We start from the raw sequence: 22,574 nt of genomic DNA, 5'->3' as shown, positions 1-22,574 counted from the left end.
CTTGCGGGGGAGGGTTGGGGTGGGGGTGTGATTGGGGGTGGGGGTGTGATTGGGCGTGGGGGTGTGATTGGGCGTGGGGGTGTGATTGGGCGTGGGGGTGTGATTGGGCGTGGGGGTGCGGTCGGGCGCGGGGACGTGGTTCGACCCGGGCGCCTGCCACGGACGGAGCCTGGCGACGGCGCGACGGGCAGACACCCCCACCCCGGCCCTTCCCCGCCGAGCGGGGGAGGGAGAAGGCAGGGTATATGGGACCAGCGCCACGTGGCACGACGCCCTTGGGTAGCTGGGCTCCATCGGCACAGCGATCACGCCACCAGCCTCGATTTGCGCTGCGTCCGCAGCACCTCCTCGATCCAGCGGTCGAGGCGCGCGGTCTCGCCCTCCGCCTCGGCCCGGGCGGGATAGGCCTCGGGGAAGCGGAGCGAGAGCCAGCGCCAGGCGACCAGGCGCTTATGCGTCTTTTCCGCCCGCTCCAGCTCCTCCCGCCCCGCCCGCTCGGGCGGCGGCAGGCGGCCGGCGGAGGGCGGCGCCACCGGCCGCCCGGCGCCATGCTCGATGGCCCAGCGCGCCAGCCGCGCCACGCCATTGTCCCGCTCATCCACCGGGCAGAGGGCGTAGGTCCAGCGCTGCAGCAGGCTCAGCCCGGCAACGCCGTCGATGGCCGAGGCCACCGCCATGGCCTGGGCCAGATCGGCCAGCCGGTAATTCGGGTCGTCGGCCCGCAGCACCGCGCGCTTGATCCGCGCCAGCACGCCGAACAGGCTGTCCGAGCCGATCTCCTGCGCCACATTGGCGATGATGTCGGCATCCGGCTGCACCAGCGGGCGCGGATCCTCGGGCGAGGCGGGCGGGGCCTCCAGCAGGGCGCGGACCAGCTCCGGGCTGCCGCCGCCGGCCAGCACCGCGACGACGCCCTCCTCGAAGCGGCCGAAGCGGCCGGCGCGGCCGCCGATCTGCTTCACCTCCTGGGTGTTCAGCTCGCGGCGGCCCTCGCCGTCGAATTTCCGCAGCGTCGAGAAGACCACGCGGCGGATCGGCAGGTTCAGCCCCATGCCGATGGCATCCGTCGCCACGATGATCTCGGCATCGCCCTCGCGGAACCTGGCCGCCTCGGCCCGCCGCACCTCCGGCGAGAGCGCGCCGTACACCACGGCGACGCGCCGGCCCCGCCGCACCAGCTCGGCGCGCAGGTCCAGCACGTCGCGGCGGGAGAAGGCGACCAGCGCATCCCCCGCCCGCAGATCGGTGAAGGGCACCGGGGCGCGGGCGGCGATGAGCGGGCTTTTCCGCTGCAGCGACACTTCCTCGACCGGATCGCCGCACAGCCCGGCGATGCGCTTCACCATCGCGCCCGCCTCCGGCGCGCCGAGCACGTAGAGGTGCCGCGCCGGCGCGCCCATGATGGCGGCCGTCCAGGCCGCGCCGCGATCGCGGTCGGCCAGCATCTGCGCCTCATCCACCACGGCCACGTCGACCGGCAGGTGGAAGGGGCACATCTCCACGGTGGCGGCCAGGTGCCGGGCGCCGGGGATTGGGATGCGCTCCTCCCCGGTGGAGAGGGAGGCGAGGACGCCGCGATTCCCCAGCGCCTCCTTGAACTCATGCGCCAGCAGGCGCAGCGGGGCGAGGGCCATGCCGCTCTTCCCCGCCGCCAGCGCATCCAGCGCGGTATGGCTCTTGCCGGAATTGGTCGGGCCGGTGACCAGGGTGATCCGCCGGTTCAGCGCCCGCGCCGTGGCGAAATGCCCGGCATAGCGATCCAGCGCCGCGACCCGGGCGATGGCGGCATTGCCCGCCCGGGTGCCGCGGCCGATGGCCGGCGCCGCCGGCTTCGCCTCCTGCCGCCAGCCGGCGACGGCGCGGCGCAGCGGCGCCAGCTCGGCCGGGTCGAATTCCCATGTCTCCCGGCCGTTCTTCTGCGGGATGCGGCGGGCGACGGGGATCAGCCCCTCGGCGATCCAGCGCAGCGCCTCCTTCTCAGAACAGCCGAGCAGCCCGGGCACGGCGCGGAACTCCACCAGGGAGTGCTCCCACGCCTTCAGCCGCTTCACCTCCTCCCGCCGCTTCTCGCGGGCGGCGGTTTCGGCCTCGCGGCGCTCCTTCCGGCGGCGCTGCTCCAGGCTGCCGACGGCGTCGAGGAAGGGCGCGGCGGCCTCGCCGAACAGGCCGAAGGCGGCGGCCACCTCCCGCGCCAGCATGGCATGGCGGTCGGCGGAGAGGGCGGCGGTGCCGGATTCGGTCAGCTCCGCCAGCACCGCCTCCAGCGCTGCCTCGGGCGTCGGGCCCAGGGCGCGGAAGCGGCGGGCCAGCACGGCATCCAGCGCCGCCAGCAGGGTGGCGTCCTCCGGCTCCAGCGCGGTGGTCTCGCCGGCGGCCAGCTCATTGTCGGCGCGGCGCACCCAGGCGCGGCCGGCGCGGTTGGCCAGGTCGTTCAGCCGGGCGATCCAGGCGCGGCGCCGCACCTCCAGCAGGGCGGCGCGCACCGCTTCGGCATCGGCCGGCATGCGGCGCGCCACCCGGCGGATCAGGGCGGGCATCTCCCGGCTCTCCACCGCGAAACCGGCGGCCAGGATGGCCGCCTCGGCGGGGGAAGAGGCGGGCGTCGCCAGCTCCTCCAGCTCCGCCGCGGCGCCAGATGTCAGGGTCAAATCACAGAACTCCACACGGCCGAAGGGCGGGCCGCGGCTTTCGAAAACAGAGGGGGAGGCCGGCCGCCGCCCTTCTAGGCGAAATCGGGCGCGCATGGCACCCCTTCCGGCACATGCCCGATATGGGGACGGCGCGGACGGATTGCCAGCCACCGCCGCCCAGCCCATCCTGCCGCTGAAACGTCAAGGGAGTACGAAGGCCGCGTGCCAGACCAACGCCAAGCGGCCGCGGCGCCGAGCCCGCAGCGCCATATCCTGCTCGGCATCCTCTTCATGTGCGCGACGGCGCTGTTCTTTCCGCTGATGAGCGGCTTCGCCAAGGCGCTGGGGACGGAATATTCCTCCCTGCAGATCTCCTGGGCGCGGGCCTTCGGCCATATCCTCTTCCTGCTCGCCGCGCTGCTGCCGCGCTACGGCGTGGGGGTGCTGCGCAGCCGCCGGCCGCTGCTGCAGCTGGGGCGCTCGGCGCTGCTCTTCACCTCCAACATGTCGCATTTCTTCGCCATCACCTTCATCCCGCTGGCCAAGGCGGCCTCCATCAGCCTCGCCTCCCCGCTCATCGTCGCGCTGCTGGCCTGGCCGATGCTGGGGGAGCGCACCACGCCGGCACGGGTTGCGGCCCTGCTGGTCGGGTTCCTCGGCGTGCTGGTAGTGATCCGGCCGGGGATGGCGGTGTTCCACTGGGCCTCGCTCTTCGTGCTGCTGAGCGCCACCTGCTATGCCCTCTATCAGATCCTGACGCGGCGCCTCGCCGGGTTGGACAGCCCGGCAACCTCCACCCTGTGGTCCTCCGTGGTGGGCGCCTTCGTGATGCTGGCGGTGCTGCCCCTGGTGTGGAAGACGCCGCACGGGCTGCTGCATATCCTGATGTTCTGCGGCATGGGCGTGCTGGGGGCGGCCGGGCATTACTGCGTGGCGCGGGCGCTGAGCTACGCGCCGGCGAACATCGTCTCGCCCTTCCAGTACTGCCAGCTCATCGGTTCGGTGGCGGTGGGCTGGCTGCTGTTCGGGGATTGGCCGGATGCCGAGACCTGGGCGGGGGCGGCGATCATCGTGGCGGCGGGGCTGTGGATCGGCTGGTCGCAGGCGAGGCCGGGGCGGGTCGGGGGCGTTGCCCCCAAACCCCCAGCAGAGGGCGCTGCCCTCTGCACTCCCGCCGGGGGGAAGGCTTCCCCCCGGACCCCGCCCTGAGTCTGCCGAGCGTAAAACTCACACCGGGGTCCGGGGAGGGGTCCCCTCCCCGGCGGGGGTCCAGGGGGCAGCGCCCCCTGGCGGGGTCGGGGGCGGAGCCCCCCGCTTCACGCCACCTTCAGCTCCTCCAGAAACCCGCCCACCGCCGCGCCCAGCGCCGCGGTCTGGCCACCCAGCGCCCCGGCCGCCGCGCGCACGGATTGCGCCGCCGCGCTCGCCTGCCCAGCCGAGGCATCCAGCGCCCCGATATTGCCGGCCACCTGCCGGGTGCCTTCCGCCACCTGCTGCGCGCCGCGGGCAATCTCCTGCGTCGCGGCGCGCTGCTCCTCCACCGCCGCGGCGATGGCCTGGTGCGCCTCGTCGATCTCCCGCACGATGTCGCCCAGCGCGCGGATGGCCCCGACCGTCTCCCCAGTCGCCGCCTGGATGGCGGCGATCTGCGCCGCGATCTCCCCGGTCGCCTTGCCGGTCTGGCCGGCCAGGCTCTTCACCTCGCTCGCCACCACGGCGAAGCCCTTGCCGGCCTCGCCGGCCCGCGCCGCCTCGATGGTCGCGTTCAGCGCCAGCAGATTGGTCTGCCCGGCGACGTCGCTGATCAGCCGCACCACGTCGCCGATCCGCTGGGCGCAGTCGGTGAGCGCGCCGATCGCCCGGTCGGTCTCCGCCGTGGTCGCGGCGGCGCGGGTGATGACGGTGGCGGAGCGGGCGATCTGCCGGGCGATCTCGGCGATGGAATGGCTCAGCTCCTCCGCCGCCCCGGCCACGCCATTGACGTTGAGCGAGGTCTCGTCGCTGGCGGCGGCGACATCGGCAATGCTGCGGCGCGTGGCCTCGGCGGCCGCCGCCATGCCCGCGGCGCTCTGCCCCATCTGCCCGGCAGCCTCGCCCACCGCCTGGGCCACGCCGGCCACCTTCGCCTCGAACCCCTCGGCCAGCCTTGCCAGCCGCGCCTCGTACTGCGCCTTGTCCTGCTCGAGGTAAATGGAAATGGCGAGATCGGCATCGAGCGAGATGGCCCGGCTCAGCGCCGCCAGCAGCGCCTCCGGCCTGGCCGCCGCGGCGCGCCGCCGCCAGCGGCCGGCGCCCTGCCGCGCCGCCAGGGCGTAGAGCTCCGCCGCCAGCCGCCCATAGCCGCCGAGGAACCAGCGCGGCTCCAGCCCGATCCGGCTATGCGCCTGCCCGACCCGGCGGACGGAAGCGTGGTACTCCGCATCGAAGCGGCCGGAGAACAGGCGGAGCCAGTGCTTCTCCTGCTCCGCCCTGGCATGCGCCATCGCCTGCTCCGAGCGGAACATGGCCCGGAGCTCCGGCTGCTGCCGCAGATGGGCGTAGAAGGAGTCCAGCAGCGCCGGCAGCGCCTCCCGGACCTGCGGCAGGAAGGCGGCAAGCTGCGCCTGGGTCCCGGCATCGATGCCGAGGAATTCCAGGCGCGGGGCGAGGGCCTCGTCGGTCATGGAAGGCCCTGCGGATATGTCATGGATGGCTCGCCCCCGGGGACTATGCGGCGGCAATCTATCGGGGCGAGGGTTTTCGTTTCGTAACCCCGGCCGGCCCCCGGGGCCGCATGCCCGGGCCGGTTCAGGCCGTCAGGAAGGCCAGGCGCTCCGCTTCCAGCACCAGGCAGGTCAGCTCCCGCCCGAAGACCGCGCCGGTATCGATGCCGATGCGGTTGGGTTTCACCACCGGGCCGCGGCTCGGCGAATGGCCATGCACCACCACCGCGCCGAATTCCGCCTCCGAATTCAGGAAGGCGTGGCGGATGCGCAGCAGATCCTCGGGATCCTGCGCCGCCAGGGGCAGGCCGGGCCGCACCCCCGCATGGGCGAAGAAATAGCCGCCCAGCGTGTGGGAAAGCGCCAGGCCCGCGACGAACGCCCGCTGCGCCGAAGGAATGCCGACGGCCCAGCCGGCGGGATCGGAGTCGGCCTCCAGCCCCCAGCTCGCCAGCGCCTCCCGCCCGCCATGGAAGCGCCAATCGGTGATCGCCGCCCGTTCGCCGGCCAGCGCATCCAGCATGGTGCGCTCATGGTTGCCCATCAGGTTCACCACGGGCAGGCCCGGCACCGGCGGGCCGGCGAGCAGCAGCGCCAGCACCCCGGCGCTGTCGGGGCCACGGTCCACGTAGTCGCCGAGATGGATCAGCAGCGGCTGCGCCACCGGCCGGGCGGCGAGATCCGCCGCGATCTGCCGGTGCAGCGCCGCCAGCCGCGCCGCGCAGCCATGCACGTCGCCCACCGCATAGACCCGGTGGCCCGGCGGCAGCCAGCCGGGGGCAGGCTGGAATTGCAGGCTCACTCCGGCTGCAGCCCCATGGCCAAGGTCCGCTCATCCATCCTGGGCTCATAGCGCAGCCCGGCCCGCACCGCCCAGACCGCCAGCGGCCGGATCAGCGGAATCACCGGCACATCCTCGGCGGCCAGCCGCACCGCCTGGCGCAGCAGCGCCTCCCGCGCCGGCGCCGCCTCCGTGGCCATGGCGCGTTCCACCAAGCTGTCCAGCGCCGGGTTGCTGTAGCGGCCGAGATTGGCGCTGCCGCGCCGCAGCACCGGGTCATAGCTGCCGAGCACATGGGTCAGCGGGAAGCTCGCCTCCCCGGTCAGGCTGATCCAGGAGGCAAGGCGGGTGGCAAATTCCAGCCGCATGGAGCGGTCGGTGAAGCCGGCCCAGGGCAGCGCCACCACCTCCGTCGCCACGCCGATGCCGCCCCACATCCCGGCCACCGCCTGGGCCATGGCGAGGTCGGCCAGGTAGCGGCCCTGCGGCGCGAGCAGGACCAGGCGGAACCCGTCCGGATAGCCGGCCTCCGCCAGCAGCTGCCGGGCGAGCGCCGGGTCGTGGCGCGGCGCCGGTGTTTCGGGGTCGAAGGAGGGGGCGCCGGGCGGCAGCCATTGCCCCGCCGGCTCCGCCGCGCCACCGAGAACCCGCTCGGCGATCGCCGCCCGGTCGATGGCATGGGAGAGGGCGAGCCGTACCCGGCGGTCCCGGAAGGGATTCCCGGCCAAGGGCCGGCCGCTGCCATCCGTCACCTGCGGCGGCGCCTGGGCATGGCCGATATCCGGCTGCAGATACATCAGCCGCAGGCCGGGGATGGCGAAGACGCGGAAGCGCGGGTCATGGCGCAGCGCGGCGAGATCGGCGGCCGGCACCTGCTCGATGAGGTCCACCATGCCGGCGCGCAGGGCGGCGCTGCGCGCGGCCTCCTGCGGCAGGGCCTTCAGCGTCACCCGGGCCCAGGGCTGGCGGGGGCCGAAATACCCCTCATGCCGCGCCAGCTCGGTGCGTTCGTTCGGGATGTGCGAGACCAGGCGGTAGGGGCCGGTGCCGATGGCGGCGCGGCCGTTGTTGTAATCCTCCGTGCTCGCCCCCTGGCCGGCATGGCGGGAGATGACGGCAAGGGTGCTGAGCTCGAGCGGAAGCTGGGCATGCGGCCGGCGGGTGACGATGCGGAGGGTCAGCGGGTCCGTCACCTCCACCCGGGCGATCATCCGCAGCAGGCCGGAAAAGCCGCCCGGGCTGTTCGGTACCGACTTGGCGCGGGCGAGGGAGAAGGCGGCATCCTCCGCCGTGAAAGGCCGGCCGTCATGCCAGAGCACGTCCGGGGAGAGGCGGAATTCCCAGGCATCAGGCTCCGCCTGGCGCCATTCCCGGGCGAGGCCGGGGCGGAGCTGGAAGCGCGCATCCCGCTCCACCAGGCGGGAGAAGAGATGGGCGGCGAGCTGGCTGTTCGGCGCGGCGTTCAGCACATGCGGGTCGACCGAGCTGGCCGGCACGGCGATGCCGAGGGTGACGCTGTCCGCCGGGCGCTGCGCCGCCGCGCCCCCCGCCAGCATCGCCCCGCACCATGCGGCGCCGATCAGCGCCCGGACATGCCGCGCGTCCCGCACCCCGCCCCCCGGCCTTCAGCTTTGCCCAAGCTTGCGCCGCCGTGACGGGATGGCAAGAGCCGATGGCGCCTCGCCGCGGGCCGGGGCGCCGCCCTGGCCCGGTGCGGATGGGGCTCCACCCCCGGCCCCCCCGGCAGGGGGCGCTGCCCCCGTTGGCGGCAGCGCCGCCACCCCCCGCCGGGGGGAAGGCTTCCTCCTGGACCCCGCCCGGAGTCCGCAGGTTCGACCTGCCCGCTCTCGCCGGGCCCAGGGGGGGTGAAGGCACGGCCTTCACCGCGCCTCCCCCGTACTTTTCCCCGGCGTTCAGGACCGGGCCGGGGGTCCCTGGCCAAGCGCCGGCCGTCATGCCAGGACTCCAGGGTACGCATCGGGAGGAGCGAATGCTCGAAGTCGAGAACGTCGCGGCGCTGAAGGCGCATATCGGTCAGAAGCTCGGCAGCAGCGACTGGCTGGTGGTGGACCAGAAGATGATCGACCAATTCGCCGAAGCGACCGGCGACCATCAGTGGATCCATATCGATGTGGAGCGGGCCAAGAAGGAAATGCCGGGCGGCAAGACCATCGCCCATGGCTACCTGACCCTCTCCCTGCTGCCCAAGCTGAACCAAGGCATCTTCAAGATCACCAAGCGCAAGCGCGGGGTGAATTACGGATCCAACAAGGTGCGCTTCACGGCGCCGGTGCCCTCCGGCGCGCGGGTGCGGGGGCACCTGACGCTGAAGAACATCGAGGATCTGGGCAATGGCTGCTCCCGCCTGACCATGGAAGCGATGGTGGAGGTGGAGGGGAATGAACGGCCGGCGTTGGTCGCGGAGACGCTGTCGCTGGTCTACGAATAGGAGGCGGATGGGGGCTCCGCCCGCTGGTGGCGGTGCCGCCCCCCGGCCGCCCCCCCCAGCGGGCGCTGCCCTCTGCATTGCCTCCGGGGCCAGGACCTGGCCCCGGACCCCGGTCCGAGCTCGGGCCCATGGGCCGAGCCGTCCCGCCCGCTTTCCCCGCGCCGCGCAGCCGCCTACCCTGCCGGCAAGGCAAGGGGAGGACACCGCCATGGCCGAGGCCGGCAATCTGCGCGAGCGGGTGAAGGAACCCCCCTCCCCGCTGCTGGTCGAAAGCTACTACCGCGGCGCCGTCGCCCGCGCCCAGGCGCTGGTCTTCGACCACGAGATGTGGGCCCATCTGGCGCATGGGCTGATGCTGGAACGCCAGGGGATCGTGGCGCGGCCGGCCATCGCTGCCTGCCTGCGCGAGGTGCTGGCCATGGCCGAGGCCGGGCCGGAAAGCGTGCCGGTGGATCACCGGCAGGAGGATCTCTACTCCTATGTCGAGCGGCGGATCATCGCCACCCTCGGGCCGGATACCGGCGGCCGGCTGCATACCGGGCGCAGCCGCAACGACCTGAACGCCACCACCTGGCGCATGGCGCTGCGGCAGGCGCTGGTGGCGGTGCAGCGCGGCGTGCTGGCCCTGCGTGCCACGCTGCTGCGCCTGGCAGAGGCACACCAGGCCACGGTGATGCCTGGCTACACCCATGGCCAGCACGCCCAGCCCATCACCTTCGGCTACTGGCTGCTGGCCGCCGCCGATGTGCTGGCGCGGGACCAGCGGCGCCTCGCCGGCGCCCTGGCGCATGCCGATCTCTGCCCGCTCGGCGCCGGGGCGCTCGCCACCACCGCCTTTCCGCTGGACCGGGGCCATACCGCATCGCTGCTCGGCTTCGCCGCGCCGCTGGAGAACGCGTACGACGCCGTCTCCTCGCGCGACGACGCGCTGGAGGCGGCCGCTGCCATGGCGCTGCTGATGACCTTCCTCTCGCGCCTCGCCACCGATCTGATGGCCTGGGGAAGCTGGGAATACGGCTTCCTCGAGCTGGCGGACCGCCACAGCGCCGTCTCCTCCATCATGCCGCAGAAGAAGAACCCGGTGGCGCTGGAGCATGCGAAGGCCGCCGCCGCCATGGTGACCGGCGCGCTCGGCGCGGCGCTGGCGATGACGAAGAACACCGGCTTCGCCGATGTGAATGACGCGGTGACGGCGGTGAACGAGCCGGTGCTGGACGCCGCTGCCCGCGCAAGCCGCATCCTGGCGCTGCTGGAGGAGGTCTTCGCCGGCCTGACGCTGCGCCCCGCCCGCATGGCCCAGGCGGCGGCGGAGGGCTTTGGAACCGCGACGGAGCTGGCCGATGTGATCGTGCGGGAGAGCGGGCTTTCCTTCCGCCAGGCGCATGGCATCGTCGCCGCGGTGGTGCGGCAGGCGCTGGAGGCGGGGCGCCTCGCCGACAGCATCACCAGCGCGGAGCTGGATGCGGCGGCAAAGGCGGCCGGCATCGCCCCGCCGCGCCTGGCCCCGGCGCTGGTGGCGGCAGCGCTGGATCCGGCGAGGAATGTCGCCGGGCGGCGCGTGCCGGGTGGGCCGGCGCCGGAGGCCATGGCCCCCGCCCTCGCCGCCCGCCGCGCCGCCTGGGCGGCGGAGAGCGCGGCGCTGGAGGCGCTGGCCGGACGGCTCGCCAGGGCACGGGAAGGCTGCTTCGCGGCGGCCAGGGCGCTGGCCGGCTGAGTTCCGGCCCCGCACCGACGCGGTTCGATACAGGCACGCCGCTTTCCACGGGCGGGCCGACTTCCTATGTCCAGGGTTGGAGGTTCACCGCCATGTCCACCCGCAAGGCCTGGCTTCTCGGCGCCGCTTTCCTCGGACTCGGCGTGCTTGCCCTGCCGCAGCCGGTTGCGGCGCATCGCTGGCATTCCGGCCCGCATGTCGGGATCGGCTTCCATATCGGCCCGCCGGCCTATTACTGGGGGCCGCGCTGGTATCCGCCGCCGGTCGCCTATTACGTGCCGCCGCCCATCTATTACGCGCCGCCGCCGGTGGTCTATGCCCCGCCCCCCGGGGCGACCTGGCCGGGCGGCCAACTCTATATCCCGGGCTATGTGCCCATCACCCCGGCCAGCCCGCCCCAGGCGGCACCACCCCCGGTGGCGGCCCCGGCGCGGCCGGTCCGCTGAGCCACGCGGTCGATGGCACCGGGGGCTGCCTAAGCGGCACGAGCCTGCGGCGGGCCGTGAGCACGTAGCTGCGTCCGGGCTGGAGCCTGTCGCAAAAGGGTCCCGGCGGCGGATCGGCAAAGGATCTGCGTCCGGTCAAAGGTGCATGCCGCCGATGTCGGTCGCATCGGCAGCTTCGCGGGAGGCATGCGAACCGCACGCCGGCGCATGACGCCAGGGCGGAAAGGACCCGCCGAGACGCGCCGGACCCTTCTGCAACAGGCTCCTGGAGCGTGATCGGCCGAGGTCGAATCGATCGGAACCGTGAAGCCGCGACCAGACAATGCGCCGGAGCAGGACGGGTGAGCGAAGCTCAACCGATCCCGCTCTGGACGAGAGGCCCAGCCGCGAGGCACGGGACGGAGATAGGCCTCCGTCCGCCCGGCACGGTCAGCGCATTGGGCGGCAACCAATAATAACCAATAACAACCAGCGCGGCCCGCATGTCCACGCCGCCGCCCCGCCCTGGCGGTGCCGACACGCCGCTACTCCAGCCGGATATCGGCCCGCCGGATCACCTCCCGGTAGCGGGCGATATCGGCATTCAGCACCGTCGCCGCCTGGCCGGGCGAGCCGCCGGCCGGGCCGAAGCCCGATTCGACCAGCCTGGCGCGGAACGCCGGATCGGCGAAGGCGGCGTTCACCGCCTGCGCCCAGCGCTGCGCCGCCCCCTCCGGCAGCCCGGCGGGGCCGAACAGCGTGTACCAGAGGTCGATGTCGTACTCCGCCAGCCCGGCCTCGATCATCGTCGGCACCTCCGGCAATTGGTCGGAGCGGGCGCGGGTGGTCACCGCCAGCGCCCGCAGTCGGTTCTGCCGGATATGCGGCAGCACGGTGGAGAGCGTGTCGAAGTTCACGTTCACCACCCCGGCCGTCAGGTCGATGGTCGCCGGCCCGCTGCCGCGATAGGGCACATGCGTCAACTGCGTGCCGGTGCCCAGCATGAACAGCGCCGCCGCCATGTGCTGGGTGGTGCCGACGCCGTTGCTGGCATGGTTCAGCGCCCCCGGCTGCGCCTTCGCCAGGGCGACGAATTCCGCGACGCTGCGGGCCGGCGAGGTTTCCGGCACCACCATCACCAGCGGCACGCTCGCCACCTGCACCAGCGGCGTCACGTCCCGCTGCGGGTCGAAGGGCGGGCTGCGCATCGCCAGCGGCACCTGGACATTGTTGGAGAGGGTGCCGAGCGTCACCGTATGCCCGTCCGGCCGCGCCCGAATGGCGGCCACCACGGCGATGGTGCCGCCGCCGCCGGTGCGGTTCTCCACGGCGACGGGCTGGCCGAATTCCTCCGAGAGCTTCGGCGCGATCAGCCTTGCCAGGATGTCCGTCCCGCCGCCGGGGGCGAAGCCGACCAGCAGGGTGATGGGGCGCGAGGGAAAGGGCGCCTCCTGCGCCCGGGCCAGGCCGGGCAGCAGCGCAAGGGCAAACGCGAGCAGCAGGCGCATCCGGACATCCTCCCGTTTTGCCGCCATCCTGCGGCAGCGGGGCTCAGCCGAACAGGGGCGTCACGCCCAGCTCCCCCGCCAGCCCGTCCAGCGTGGCGCGCAGCGGCGGGGGGATGGGGATGCCTTCCGCCACGCGGCGGGCGCGGGTGGCGTGACTCTGCTCGCCGGGCAGGAAGATGCGGTCCACCCCGGGCAGGCGCTGGCTGCCGCGCAGCTCCCGCGCCAGCGCATCCACCCGGGCGCGGAACGCCGCGGGGTCGCCGAAGGCCGCGATGTCGATGGCGAGGATCGCCTGGCCGGTATTGGTCACGCTGCTGTCGTCGGCGTTGAAGTCGACGACGTCGCTGCCCATCGCCGCGCCGTTCAGCGTGCCGGCGAGCAGGCCGAAGATCAGCGCCAGGCCATAGCCCTTGTAGCCGCCGATCGGCAGCAGCAGCCCCTCATTCGCGCGCTTCGGATCCAGCAGGGGCTGGCCCAGCCGGTCGATCATCCAGCCTTCCGGCATCGACTCGCCGCGCTGGGCCTTCACCTTCACCTTGCCATAGGCGGCGACGGTGGTGGCCATGTCCAGCACGATGGGCGGCTCGTGCTCGGTGGGCACGGCGACGGCGATGGGGTTGGTGGAGAGCAGCAGCTCCAGCCCGCCCCAGGGTGGCAGGTGGTTGGCGCTGCCGACCGCGAGGTAGAGGCCGATCATCCCCGCCGCCATCGGCATGCGGGCGTAGAGGCTGGCCGGCCCGGCATGGTTGCCCATGCGCACGCCGCACCAGGCGACGCCCTGGCTGCGCGCCTTGGCGATGGCGGTCTGCGCCGCCAGCGTCACGGCGAGATGGCCGAGGCCGTTATCGCCATCCACCAGCGCGGCGGCGGGGCGCTCCTCCACGATGCGCGGCACGGCGCGCGGGTTCATGCCGCCGGCGCGGATGCGGCGGATGTATTGCGGCAGGCGGAACACGCCATGGCCATCGGCGCCGATGAGATCGGCCTCGGCCATCAGGCCGGCAACCGTCGCGGCATCGGCCGCGGGCACGCCGGCGGCGATGTAGCAGCGTGCGATGAAGGCGCGGAGCGCCTCGGTGGTGACCATCCCGGACATCTCACCCTCCCCAACGAGGGAGGCTCTGCCTCCCTCGCGCTCCCCCACGAAGGGCTCCCACCACGATGCGCAGCATCGTCGATGGAGGCCGAAAGGCCTTTGGAAACCTTGTTCTAGGCAGGCTGCGCCGCGGCGGCCTGCAAGCCACGATATTCGAGCATGGCCAACAGGGCGACGAAAAGCGCCTGAGCGACGAGAAAGACCTCGCCAGGCAGATTCGGCACCACCAGCCCCAAGGGTAGCAGCAACAGGCTATCCAGGGCCCAGAGCGCATTGCCCAGAATGACCAGCCAAAGCAGCCAACGGGGCAGGGCGGCGCGGCTCGCCATCCAGGCCAGCACGAAGCCGAACAGCAGCAGGAACAGCCCGCTTTCGCGCAGCAATGTCACGGGCAGGTGCAGCGCGCCGCCGAGCGTCCCGGCCAGGGCCGCCAGCAGCACCCCCATGCCGAGGCAGGACGCCGCATCCAGCCACAGCACGCGGCGAAGGAAGGAGGAGAGGATGACCATGTCCCTCACCCCTTCGGCGCGAAATCGATGAAGCCGAGCACGGAGGCGAAGCGGCCATCCACGGCCAGCCTCCCGACATCCGTGCCACCCGCCACCGCCTCGCCCCCGGCCGGGCCCAGCGCCCAGGCGAAGCGCAGCCGGTCGTGATGCGCATCCGCCCCGCCGCGGCGGCTGAAGGCAAGGCCCGGAAATTGCCGCTGCGCGCCCTCGATGAGGGCGGCGATGCCCTCCTGCCCCTCCGCCGCGTGCAGCGGGTCCAGATAGGTCGCGCCCTCGGCGAAGGTCTCGGCGATCAGGGCGCGGCGGCGGGCCGGATCGGCCTCGTTCCAGCAGGCGATGTAGCGGTCGATCAGCGCGTCATGGGTGGACATGGGTGATCTCCTCGGCAACCGGCGGGACCAGCCCCGCCGATGCCGGGAGATCACCCTGCTTCGCGCGCGGATTCGATGACCTCGGAGGTCATGCCGTGCTGATTGAGCCGCGGCGCGGAATCCTGTCCCAGCCGCGGCGCGCCATGGCGAATGCGCGGGCGCTCCCCGTCGAAGGACAGCGGCATGGCGACGAGGGAGAAATCCTCGCCCGGCACCGGCTGCAGCATTTCCATCGCCGCAGTCTGCGGCTCGGCGAGGATTTCCGGAATCGTGTTCACCGGGGCGCAGGGCACGCCGGCGGCCACCAGCTTCTCCGCCAGCACGGCGCGCGGCCAGGGCGCGAGCAGCGCGGCGATCTCCGGCAGCAGCGCGTCCTTGTTCGCCAGCCTGGCGCGGTTGGTGGCGAAGCGCGGGTCGGCAGGCCAGTCCGGCGCACCGGTCACGGCGCAGAATTTGGCGAAGAGCCGGTCATTGCCGCAGCAGACCAGCAGCGGGCCGTCGGCGGTGGCGAAGGCCTGGTAGGGCACGAAATTCGGATGGCCGGAGGCGTGGCGCTCCGGCTGCTTGCCCGTGTTCACATAGGCGCTGATCTTCTGCCCGGCCCACATCAGCGCCGTCTCGAACAGCGAGGTGTTCACCACGCAGCCCGCCCCGGTGCGGCGGCGTTGCTCCAGCGCGGCCAGCGCGCCGATGACGGTCCACATGCCGGTGCCCTGATCCACCACGGAAGCACCCATGCGCACCGGCGGGCCGTCCGGCTCGCCGGTGATGGAGGAGAGGCCGCAGAAGGCCTGGAAGAGCGGCTCATAGCCCGGGCGCAGGCGCAGCGGGCCGAGATGGCCGAAGGCGCCCATCTCGCAATAGATCAGCCTGGGGAAGCGGGCCGTCACCACCGCCGCGCCGAAACCCAGCGCATCGGCGACGCCGGGGCGGAGATTGTGCAGCAGGATGTCCGCATCCGAGAGCAGGCGGAACAGCGCGTCCAGCCCCTCCGGCGCTTTCAGATCCAGCGCGACGCTGCGCTTGCCGCGGTTGAATTCATGGAAGTTCAGCGCGTCGCCATGGCGGAAGGCGGGGCCCATCTGGCGGGCATCGTCGCCGCCTTCGGGCTTTTCCACCTTCCACACCTCGGCGCCGAGATCGGCAAGGATGGCGCCGGCGAAGGGCCCGGCGAGGACCTGGCCGAGTTCCACGACCTTGATGCCTGCGAGGACGCTCATCCCCTTCCCTCCCCTTTCGTCAGAACGCGGTCGCGCCCGGCGCGCCATGCGCGCTCGACGCCGCGCCGGAGGCGCACCCCAAGCAACGGCCATGGGGCCGGTTTCGAGTCAAGGATGCGGCGAAGCCGCACCGCGCCTCGCGCGGCTTCGTCCTTGACCCGAAACCAGCCCCATGGCTTTGGCGAAGGGTCGCCTTCGACGCTGTCGAAGGCGCATTCATGCGCCTTCGCTACGCAGCAGGCAGCATAGTGCCGCGGCATTCGCCGAAGCCGATGGAGGCGTGGCCTTCTCGCGCGGCGCGGGCGCGGAAGATCACCGTGTCACCATCCTCCAGGAAGCGGCGCTCCTCGCCATTCGGCAGCGTCACCGGCTTCTGGCCGCCATAGGTCAGTTCCAGCAGCGCGCCGTAGCCATCCTCGCTGGGGGCGGAGATGGTGCCGCTGCCGAACAAATCGCCCGGCGCCAGCGCGCAGCCGCCCACCGTGTGGTGCGCCACCATCTGCGCGAAGCTCCAATAAAGCTGGCTGGTATTGGCGATGGAAAGCCGGAAGGGGCCACCCTGCCTCGTCTGCAGCAGCACCTCCACCGCCAGGTCCAGCGCGCCGCCGGCCTGATCCGCTTCGTCCCACAGATAGTCCAGCGGCTTCGGGTCGCCCTCCGGCCGCGGGGGCTGGGCGATGCGGAAGGGCGCCAGCGCCTCCGGCGTCACCACCCAGGGGCTGACGGAGGTGTGGAAATTCTTGGCGAGGAAAGGCCCCAGCGGCTGCGCTTCCCAGGCCTGGATGTCCCGCGCCGACCAGTCGTTCAGCAGGCAGAAGCCGGCGATGTGCTCGGCGGCGCGGCCGATGGGGATCGGCGCGTCATTGCCCGGGCCGATCCAGATGCCGAATTCCATCTCGTAATCCAGCCGCTGGCAGGGGCCGAAGCTCGGGCCATCCTCGCCCGGCAGCTTGCGCTGCCCCATCGGCCGCTTCACCGCGCTGCCGGAGACGCGCACGGTGGAAGCCCGGCCATGATAGGCCACGGGGACGTATTTATAGTTGGGCAGCAGCGGGTTGTCCGGCCGGAACAGCTTGCCCGCATTGGTCGCGTGATGGATGCCGGCGTAGAAATCGGTGTAGTCGCCGATGCGCGCCGGCAGATGCAGCGTGCAGGCGGCGGTGTCGTAGAGATGCGGCCGCACCTCCGTTGCCTTGGCACTGTCATGCGCCAGCAGCCGGGACAGCGCCGCCCGCAGCGCCCGCCGCGGCCCGGCGCCGAGGGCGAAGAACGGGTTCAGCACCTCCCCGGCCGCCGCCTCCGCCGCGCGCTTCGCTTCGCCTGCCAGCAACGGCGCGATGGCCCCGAGATCCAGCACCTTCTCGCCGATCGCCACGCCGCCCCGCTTCGCCCCGCCCGGCGGCGCAAAGACGCCGAAGGGCAGGTTCTGGATGGGGAAATCCGGATGCCCATCGGCGCTGTCGACGAAGCTCCGCAGCCCCGGATCATGCGTCGCATCCATCACCCGGCTCCCGTGAAGCTCTTCGGCAACCCGTCCCAGCAGCTATCGTAGTTCGCCTGCAGCTCCGGGCATTCCATGGCGTAGCGCGTCGCCCGGATCACCTGGCTGGTCTCGAACATGAAGGCCAGGGTGCCCTCGATCTTGTGCGGCGCCAGCTCCGCCGCAATCGCGCGCGCCGTCGTCGGCGCATCCGGCCCGTGGCCGGACATGCGGGGATGCAGCGAGATGCCGCCGGGCAGGAAGCCCTCCGCCTTGCCGTCATAGACGCCCTGCACCAGCCCCATGCACTCGTTCATCACGTTGCGGTGGAACCAGGGCGGCCGGAAGGTCTGCTCCGCCACCATCCAGCGCGGCGGGAAGATGACGAAATCCATATTCGCCAACCCCGGCGCCGTGGTCGGGCTGGTCAGCACGGTGAAGATCGACGGGTCCGGATGGTCGAAGCTGATCGTGCCGATCGCGTTGAACCGCGCCGTATCGTACTTGTAGGGCACGTTGTTGCCGTGCCAGGCCACCACGTCCAGCGGCGAGTGGTCCAGCTTGGTGAACCACAGCGTGCCCTGGAATTTCTGCACCAGCTCGGTCGGTTCGTCGCGCTCCTCGTACCACGCCACAGGCGAGAGGAAATCGCGCGGATTGGCCAGGCCATTGGCGCCGATCGGCCCGAGATCCGGCAGGCGCAGCGGCGCGCCGTGATTCTCCGCCAGATAGCCGCGCGCCGCGCCATCCGGCAGCTCCACGCGGAATTTCATGCCGCAGGGGATGACGGCGATCTCCCCCGGCGCGACCGGCAGCCGGCCGCATTCGGTGGCCAGCAGCAGCCGCCCCTGCTGCGGGACGAGCAGCAGCTCCCCATCCGCATCCATAAAGACGCGCTGCATCGAGGCGGTCGCGCGATAGACATGGATGGTAACGCCGGAAAGCGCCTCCGCCGGCGCAGTCGCGCCGATGGTGATGAGGCCGGCGATGAAATCCACCGGCACCTCCGGCATGGGCAGCGGGTTCCAGCGCAGCCGGTTCGGGTTGGGCGGCGCCAGCGGGCCGCACAGCATCCCGGCATCCAGCGGCCGGAAGCGCCCATGCCCGGCGGAGGGGCGGATGCGGTAGAACCAGGTGCGCCGCGCCTCGTGCCGCGGCACGGTGAAGGCGGTGCCGCTGAACTGCTCCGCATAGAGGCCGTAGGGGACCCTCTGCGGCGAGTTCCGCCCGGCCGGCAACGCGCCTTGCAGGGCCTCCGTCGCGAATTCATTGCCAAAGCCGGATTGGGTGGCGAATTCCAGCCCGGTTTCGGCCGGGCGTGTCAGGACGTTCATCGGCACCTCCCTTGGACTGGCGCAGTTATGGTCCCTTCCCGCCATTGGTTTCAAGTGAAACCATATGCTGGCCGCCTCCCAGTCTAGCGCGGGCGAGCAATCGGTGGACACGCACTTATCCTGCGCGAGCGAGCGGCCTGCGGGCTCGGGCTCGCACCCAATCTTGCGCGAGCGCCCAACCCGCAGGCTCGCACCCTACCTTGCGCGAGCGAGCAACCTGCGGGCTCGCACCCTACCTTGCGCGAGCGAGCAACCTGCGGGCTCGCTCGACCACCGGCAGGTCGATCATCGCCCCCTCGAAGGCCACCGCCCCCTCACCGCGCGCCAACGCCTCCTCGAAGGTGGCGATCAGGCGGCGGGCGCGGTCGGCCTCGGCCGGCGGCACGCCGTATTCCTCATTGATGATCGGCACATGCGCCGGGTGGATGCAGGCGGTGCAGGCAAAGCCCAGCTTGCGGGAACGCTGCAAGGAGGCGCGATAGCCCTCCAGATCGCGGAAATCCGCGAAGGCGCCGATGGAGCCGAGCGGCAGGACGCCATGCGCCCGCGCCGCCGCCACCACCATCATGCCGTAGGGGTAGAGCAGGTCGGCCCCGGGCACCGCTTCCAGCTCGGTGGAGAGATCCTCGCTGCCGACGCCGAGCGCGGCCATGCGCGGATCGGCCGCGGCGATGGCGTAGAGATTCGGCAGGGCCTGCGGCGTCTCGACGATGGCGATGAAGCGGGTACGTCCCACCGGCAGGCCGAGCGCCGCCTCCCGCGCGCCGACCACTTCGGCGAGCAGCTTCACATGCTCCGCGCCCATCACCTTGGGCAGCATCAGCGCCGTCACCTCCGGCATGATGGCGGCGGCGATGTCCGGCACGGCGAGTTCCAGCGGGCGGTTGATACGGACGGCCACCTCCGCGCCGGCCTGGCCCACAAGCTTCGCCGCCGCCGGCAGGGCGGCGCGGGCCGCCGCCTTCTCCGCCGGCGGGATGCTGTCCTCCAGGTCGAGGATGATGACATCGGCGCCGCGGGTATGCGCCTTGGCGACGAAGCGCTCCGCCGTGGCGGGGACGAAGAGGAGGGAACGCCAATTCGGGGTCATGCGCGCGATCCGGCTGCAATCCCCTCCCCCGCTGGCGGGGGAGAGTCAGGGTGGGGGTGGCTGGCTGAGCTTGGGGAAGGGGCGGCGACACCCCGACCGGACGCATGCGTCCGACCCCCCGCAAGCGGGGGAGCGAGGGAAGCGGCGCCGCTTTCCAGCATGGCGTCGATTTCGGCGGCGCCGTAGCCCGCTTCCGCCAATATCTCCCGCGTCTGCGCGCCAAGCCGCGGCGCGGGCCGCGTCGTCTCCCGCATGCCGCCGCGGAAGGTGACGGGCACGCGGGTGCGGCGGATGCGGCCTTCGGTCGGGTGCTCCTCGAAGCCCCAGAAGCCGACATCCTGCAGATGCGCGTCCTCCAGCAGATCGTCGATGGAATTATACGGCCCCGCCGGCACGTCGGCGCGGGCGAAGATCTCCAGCCACTCTGCCGTGGTCTTCTGCGCCAGCGCCTCCACCTGCACGGTGAAGAAGGCGGCGGCGTTCTCCGTGCGCGTCAGCGCGGTGGTGAAGCGCGGGTCGTCCTTCAGCTCCGGCCGGCCGATGGCGTCGAAGAAGGCGAAGGCCTGGCGGTTGTCGTTCGGCCGGACGGTCAGGTAGCCATCCCTGGTCGGCAGCGGCCGGTAATCCGGGGAGAGCAGCCGGTCATCGCCGCTCGGCCCCTCCGGCGGGTCGAAGGTGCGGGCGCCGAGATGCTCGCTGGTGACGAAGCTCGCCATGGTTTCGAACATCGGCACCTCGATGCTCTCGCCCGTGCCGGTCTTCTCCCGCCGGTACAGCGCGAAGCCGATGCTCTGCGCCGCCACCAGCCCGGTGATGTGGTCCGTCATCACCATGGGCACGAAGCGCGGCTCGCCGATCGCCCGCTCGAAGGTGCCGGCGACGCCGGAGAGCGACTGGATGATCGGGTCATAGGCCGGGCGGTTGGCGTAGCGGCCATCCGTGCCGAAAGCCACGATGCCGCAATGGATCAGTCGAGGATTGAGCGGGCGCAGCGCCTCGTAATCCAGCCCCGCCCGCGCCAGCGCCGCCGGCCTTACGTTGGAGACGAAGACATCCGCCGCCGCGATCAGCCGCTTCAGCGCCGCCAGCCCCTCGGGCTGCTTGATGTTCAGCACGATGCTGCGCTTGTTGCGGTTGAAGTTGATGAATTTGCCGGACATGGCCGGGCTGCGGCTGCCGGCGGCGAGGTAGCGCAATATGTCGCCGCCCGGCGCCTCCACCTTGATGACCTCGGCGCCCTGGTCGGCCAGCGTCCTGGTGCAGATGGGCCCGACCACCACCGTGGTCAGGTCCACCACCTTCACGCCTTCCAAAGGCCCCGGCATTCAGGCGAACTCGCAATCGAGCTGGGCGCAGAGATAGCCATCCTTGTCCTGCACCCAGGCATTCACCCGGCCATCCTTCGGCGCATGGCCGCAGAGGGTGACGGTATCCCCGACATAGATCGGCCGCGTCAGCCGCGCGGTGAAGCCGCGCAGGGTGCCGGGCGTATTCGCCACCGCGGCATCCAGCAGAAGCTGCATGGTCAGCCCGCCATTCTGCACCGTGTTCGGATAGCCCTCCACCTGGCGGCTGTAATCGGCATCGTAGTGGATCCGGTGCGCGTTCCAGGTCACCGCCGAGTAGCGGAACACCAGCGGCGAGGAGAGATGCTTCTCCACCCGCCACGCCGCGTCCGTGGGCGCCGGCATGGGCGCGCCGGTGCCGCTCTTCTCTCCGGGCTTCACCGCCTCGCGGTAGATGGCGTCGAACTCGTCCACCGCGATCACCTGACCTTCGCGGCGGATGGTGTGGCGCATGGTGAGCACGGTGATGAAGCCGGTGCGCGCCTGCTTCGGCAGGATGGCGGCCACTTCCGCCGTCTTGCTGGCGACCTCGCCGACCCGCAGCGTGTCGTGGATCGTCACCCGCCGCCCCGCCCCCATGCGCCGCGGCAGCAGAATCGGCGGCAGGAACACCGCCGGGTTGGGGTGACCGTCCGGGCCGATATCGCTCTGCCGCGCCACATCGGCGAAGAACATGGTGAACCAGTGCGGCGGCAGCTTGTCGCCATTCCTGAAGGCCGCCGGATCCATGTCCAGCATGCCGGCGATGCGGCGCACGGCGGCGAGGCCGACATCCTCCTCCACCACGCGGGTGCGGCCCACCCAGGATTGCAGCTCGGGGCTCAGCGTCTCGGACATCGTCTCTTCCTACTCGGCAACCAGGTTCAGGCGGCGGATCAGCGGCGCCCAGCGCTCGCCCTCGGCGCGCGCCATGGCGGCGAATTCCTCGGGCGTGTTGGGGTCGGCGGCATCGGCGCCGACCCTGGCATAGGCGGCGCGCACGGCAGGGTCGGCCAGCGCCTCGCCCAGCGCGGCGTTGAGGCGGGCGATCGCCTCCGGCGGCGTCCGCGCCGGGGCGGCGAGGCCGAAATAGCCGCCGCCGGTGAAGCCCGGGATGGTCTCCGCCATGGCCGGCACGCCGGGCCATTCCGGGCGGCGCGCGGCGGTGGTCAGCGCCACCGGCCGGATGCTCGGCTGGTCCTTCACCGTCGCGCCCTCCGGCAGGCCCAGGCAGCGCGCATGGATGCGGCCGGAGAGCATGTCCGTCATCGCCTGGGTGCTCTGGCGATAGGGCACATGCACCATCTCGAGCCCGAGCCGCGCGCCGACATCCTCCATGATGAGGTGCGTGTTCGCGCCGACGCCGGCGGAGGCGAAGGTGAAGCGCCCGGGGTTGCGGCGGATCCACTCCACCACCGCCGGGAAGTCGTCGCCCGGGATGGCGCGGTGCACCAGCAGCACGTTGAAGGTGGCGCAGAATTGCCCGATGGGGGCGAAGTCGGTCCGCCAGTCATAGCCGATCTGGCGGTAGAGCAGCGCGTTCAGCCCGCTGTTGGTGCCGGCGGTCGCGACCAGCAGGGTGTAGCCATCGGCCGGGCTGCGCGCCACGGTCTCGGCGGCGAGGTTGCCGGCGCCGCCCGGCCGGTTGTCGGCCAGCACCGGCTGGCCGAGGGTGCGGGTGAGCGCATCGGCGGTGACGCGGCTGACGATATCGGTCTGCCCACCCCCGCCATAGGGGATGACGAGGCGGATCGGCCGGTCCGGGAAAGCGGCGCGGGCCAGGCCCGGTGCCGCCAGCGTCGCGCCGAGCAGCAGGCGCCGTGTGGGTCGTGCGATCATGAACGTCTCCGGCTCGGATGCTAGACCACGCGCCGCCGCCTGCGAATGCCCGCCCGGGATGATTTCGCCGGCACGCGGATTGCCTTAACCTGCGGCAGCTC

The 22,574-nt window shown here is 72.1% G+C and carries 19 protein-coding genes; 4 read left to right on the top strand and 15 right to left on the bottom strand.

Annotated elements, in window-relative coordinates; genetic code table 11:
• Nucleotides 1-305: 305 nt before the first annotated feature.
• Nucleotides 306-2,618, bottom strand: a complete 2,313-nt coding sequence (locus tag E5N76_RS04205) for a helicase-related protein (RefSeq protein ID WP_408021693.1) — start codon at nucleotides 2,616-2,618, stop codon at nucleotides 306-308.
• 234 nt (nucleotides 2,619-2,852) lie between these two features.
• Here E5N76_RS04205 and E5N76_RS04200 point away from each other — a divergent pair, with 234 nt between their 5' ends.
• Nucleotides 2,853-3,839 carry a DMT family transporter gene (locus E5N76_RS04200; RefSeq protein ID WP_149536039.1) on the top strand — a complete coding sequence of 329 codons (987 nt, stop codon included), beginning with the start codon at nucleotides 2,853-2,855 and terminating at the stop codon, nucleotides 3,837-3,839.
• A 107-nt stretch (nucleotides 3,840-3,946) separates the two neighbouring features.
• Here the strand turns inward: E5N76_RS04200 and E5N76_RS04195 are convergent, their stop codons facing one another.
• The 3 genes from E5N76_RS04195 to E5N76_RS04185 form a co-directional block, all read right to left on the bottom strand.
• Nucleotides 3,947-5,293: a globin-coupled sensor protein gene (locus E5N76_RS04195; protein WP_149536038.1), complete on the bottom strand. Its 1,347-nt coding sequence runs from the start codon at nucleotides 5,291-5,293 to the stop codon at nucleotides 3,947-3,949.
• Nucleotides 5,294-5,417: 124 nt separating this feature from the next.
• Nucleotides 5,418-6,134, bottom strand: coding sequence for a metallophosphoesterase (locus E5N76_RS04190; protein ID WP_149536037.1), 717 nt, complete (start codon nucleotides 6,132-6,134; stop codon nucleotides 5,418-5,420).
• Nucleotides 6,131-7,723, bottom strand: coding sequence for an ABC transporter substrate-binding protein (locus tag E5N76_RS04185; RefSeq protein WP_235907565.1), 1,593 nt, complete (start codon nucleotides 7,721-7,723; stop codon nucleotides 6,131-6,133). The genes E5N76_RS04190 and E5N76_RS04185 overlap by 4 nt, the downstream gene beginning before the upstream one ends.
• A gap of 380 nt (nucleotides 7,724-8,103) precedes the next feature.
• On the opposite strand from E5N76_RS04185, the gene E5N76_RS04180 reads away from it, so the two are divergent.
• From E5N76_RS04180 to E5N76_RS04170, 3 genes are all read left to right on the top strand, one after another.
• Entirely contained in the window at nucleotides 8,104-8,562 is a 459-nt protein-coding gene (locus E5N76_RS04180) for a MaoC family dehydratase (protein WP_149536036.1), read from the top strand.
• 208 nt (nucleotides 8,563-8,770) lie between these two features.
• Complete coding sequence (gene argH, locus E5N76_RS04175; protein ID WP_187829966.1) at nucleotides 8,771-10,276, top strand: argininosuccinate lyase; 1,506 nt, start codon at nucleotides 8,771-8,773, stop codon at nucleotides 10,274-10,276.
• 92 nt (nucleotides 10,277-10,368) lie between these two features.
• Entirely contained in the window at nucleotides 10,369-10,722 is a 354-nt protein-coding gene (locus E5N76_RS04170; RefSeq protein WP_149536034.1) for a hypothetical protein, read from the top strand.
• A gap of 524 nt (nucleotides 10,723-11,246) precedes the next feature.
• Here E5N76_RS04170 and E5N76_RS04165 read toward each other — a convergent pair.
• From E5N76_RS04165 to E5N76_RS04115, 11 genes are all read right to left on the bottom strand, one after another.
• Nucleotides 11,247-12,209, bottom strand: a complete 963-nt coding sequence (locus tag E5N76_RS04165) for a Bug family tripartite tricarboxylate transporter substrate binding protein (RefSeq protein ID WP_187829965.1) — start codon at nucleotides 12,207-12,209, stop codon at nucleotides 11,247-11,249.
• A 43-nt stretch (nucleotides 12,210-12,252) separates the two neighbouring features.
• Nucleotides 12,253-13,305 (bottom strand): Ldh family oxidoreductase, encoded by a 1,053-nt coding sequence (locus E5N76_RS04160; RefSeq protein WP_149536032.1) that lies wholly within the window; start codon nucleotides 13,303-13,305, stop codon nucleotides 12,253-12,255.
• A gap of 113 nt (nucleotides 13,306-13,418) precedes the next feature.
• Entirely contained in the window at nucleotides 13,419-13,823 is a 405-nt protein-coding gene (locus tag E5N76_RS04155) for a hypothetical protein (RefSeq protein WP_207791855.1), read from the bottom strand.
• On the bottom strand, nucleotides 13,820-14,185 hold the full coding sequence (locus E5N76_RS04150) for a nuclear transport factor 2 family protein (RefSeq protein ID WP_149536030.1): 366 nt from the start codon (nucleotides 14,183-14,185) through the stop codon (nucleotides 13,820-13,822). Before E5N76_RS04150 ends, E5N76_RS04155 begins: the two co-directional genes overlap by 4 nt.
• Before the next feature lie 50 nt (nucleotides 14,186-14,235).
• A complete protein-coding gene (locus E5N76_RS04145; protein WP_149536029.1) occupies nucleotides 14,236-15,405 on the bottom strand; it encodes a CaiB/BaiF CoA transferase family protein in 1,170 nt (389 codons plus the stop codon).
• A gap of 229 nt (nucleotides 15,406-15,634) precedes the next feature.
• Nucleotides 15,635-16,906, bottom strand: a complete 1,272-nt coding sequence (gene fahA, locus E5N76_RS04140; RefSeq protein ID WP_149536028.1) for a fumarylacetoacetase — start codon at nucleotides 16,904-16,906, stop codon at nucleotides 15,635-15,637.
• Entirely contained in the window at nucleotides 16,906-18,219 is a 1,314-nt protein-coding gene (gene hmgA, locus E5N76_RS04135; protein WP_149536027.1) for a homogentisate 1,2-dioxygenase, read from the bottom strand. Before hmgA ends, fahA begins: the two co-directional genes overlap by 1 nt.
• A 232-nt stretch (nucleotides 18,220-18,451) precedes the next feature.
• Complete coding sequence (locus tag E5N76_RS04130) at nucleotides 18,452-19,309, bottom strand: HpcH/HpaI aldolase/citrate lyase family protein (RefSeq protein ID WP_235907564.1); 858 nt, start codon at nucleotides 19,307-19,309, stop codon at nucleotides 18,452-18,454.
• On the bottom strand, nucleotides 19,306-20,634 hold the full coding sequence (locus tag E5N76_RS04125; RefSeq protein ID WP_149536025.1) for a CaiB/BaiF CoA transferase family protein: 1,329 nt from the start codon (nucleotides 20,632-20,634) through the stop codon (nucleotides 19,306-19,308). Before E5N76_RS04125 ends, E5N76_RS04130 begins: the two co-directional genes overlap by 4 nt.
• Nucleotides 20,635-21,492: an HTD2 family dehydratase gene (locus tag E5N76_RS04120; protein ID WP_149536024.1), complete on the bottom strand. Its 858-nt coding sequence runs from the start codon at nucleotides 21,490-21,492 to the stop codon at nucleotides 20,635-20,637.
• Nucleotides 21,493-21,501: 9 nt separating this feature from the next.
• Nucleotides 21,502-22,473, bottom strand: coding sequence for a Bug family tripartite tricarboxylate transporter substrate binding protein (locus tag E5N76_RS04115; RefSeq protein ID WP_149536023.1), 972 nt, complete (start codon nucleotides 22,471-22,473; stop codon nucleotides 21,502-21,504).
• Nucleotides 22,474-22,574: the final 101 nt, after the last annotated feature.

The sequence above is a fragment of the Siccirubricoccus phaeus genome (assembly GCF_008360935.1).
GTDB classification, from domain to species: Bacteria; Pseudomonadota; Alphaproteobacteria; order Acetobacterales; family Acetobacteraceae; genus Siccirubricoccus; species Siccirubricoccus phaeus.
Note: the sequence above shows the minus strand (reverse complement) of the source record. Positions and strands in the feature narration are given on the sequence as shown.

Bases quoted from the DNA above. Each gene is read 5' to 3' on its own strand.
- E5N76_RS04195 (WP_149536038.1), bottom strand. From the start codon at position 5,293: ATGACCGACGAGGCCCTCGCCCCGCGCCTGGAATTCCTCGGCATCGAT.
- E5N76_RS04180 (WP_149536036.1), top strand. From the start codon at position 8,104: ATGCTCGAAGTCGAGAACGTCGCGGCGCTGAAGGCGCATATCGGTCAG.
- argH (WP_187829966.1), top strand. From the start codon at position 8,771: ATGGCCGAGGCCGGCAATCTGCGCGAGCGGGTGAAGGAACCCCCCTCC.
- E5N76_RS04170 (WP_149536034.1), top strand. From the start codon at position 10,369: ATGTCCACCCGCAAGGCCTGGCTTCTCGGCGCCGCTTTCCTCGGACTC.
- E5N76_RS04165 (WP_187829965.1), bottom strand. From the start codon at position 12,209: ATGCGCCTGCTGCTCGCGTTTGCCCTTGCGCTGCTGCCCGGCCTGGCC.
- E5N76_RS04160 (WP_149536032.1), bottom strand. From the start codon at position 13,305: ATGTCCGGGATGGTCACCACCGAGGCGCTCCGCGCCTTCATCGCACGC.
- E5N76_RS04150 (WP_149536030.1), bottom strand. From the start codon at position 14,185: ATGTCCACCCATGACGCGCTGATCGACCGCTACATCGCCTGCTGGAAC.
- E5N76_RS04145 (WP_149536029.1), bottom strand. From the start codon at position 15,405: ATGAGCGTCCTCGCAGGCATCAAGGTCGTGGAACTCGGCCAGGTCCTC.
- fahA (WP_149536028.1), bottom strand. From the start codon at position 16,906: ATGGATGCGACGCATGATCCGGGGCTGCGGAGCTTCGTCGACAGCGCC.
- hmgA (WP_149536027.1), bottom strand. From the start codon at position 18,219: ATGAACGTCCTGACACGCCCGGCCGAAACCGGGCTGGAATTCGCCACC.
- E5N76_RS04130 (WP_235907564.1), bottom strand. From the start codon at position 19,309: ATGACCCCGAATTGGCGTTCCCTCCTCTTCGTCCCCGCCACGGCGGAG.
- E5N76_RS04125 (WP_149536025.1), bottom strand. From the start codon at position 20,634: ATGCCGGGGCCTTTGGAAGGCGTGAAGGTGGTGGACCTGACCACGGTG.
- E5N76_RS04120 (WP_149536024.1), bottom strand. From the start codon at position 21,492: ATGTCCGAGACGCTGAGCCCCGAGCTGCAATCCTGGGTGGGCCGCACC.
- E5N76_RS04115 (WP_149536023.1), bottom strand. From the start codon at position 22,473: ATGATCGCACGACCCACACGGCGCCTGCTGCTCGGCGCGACGCTGGCG.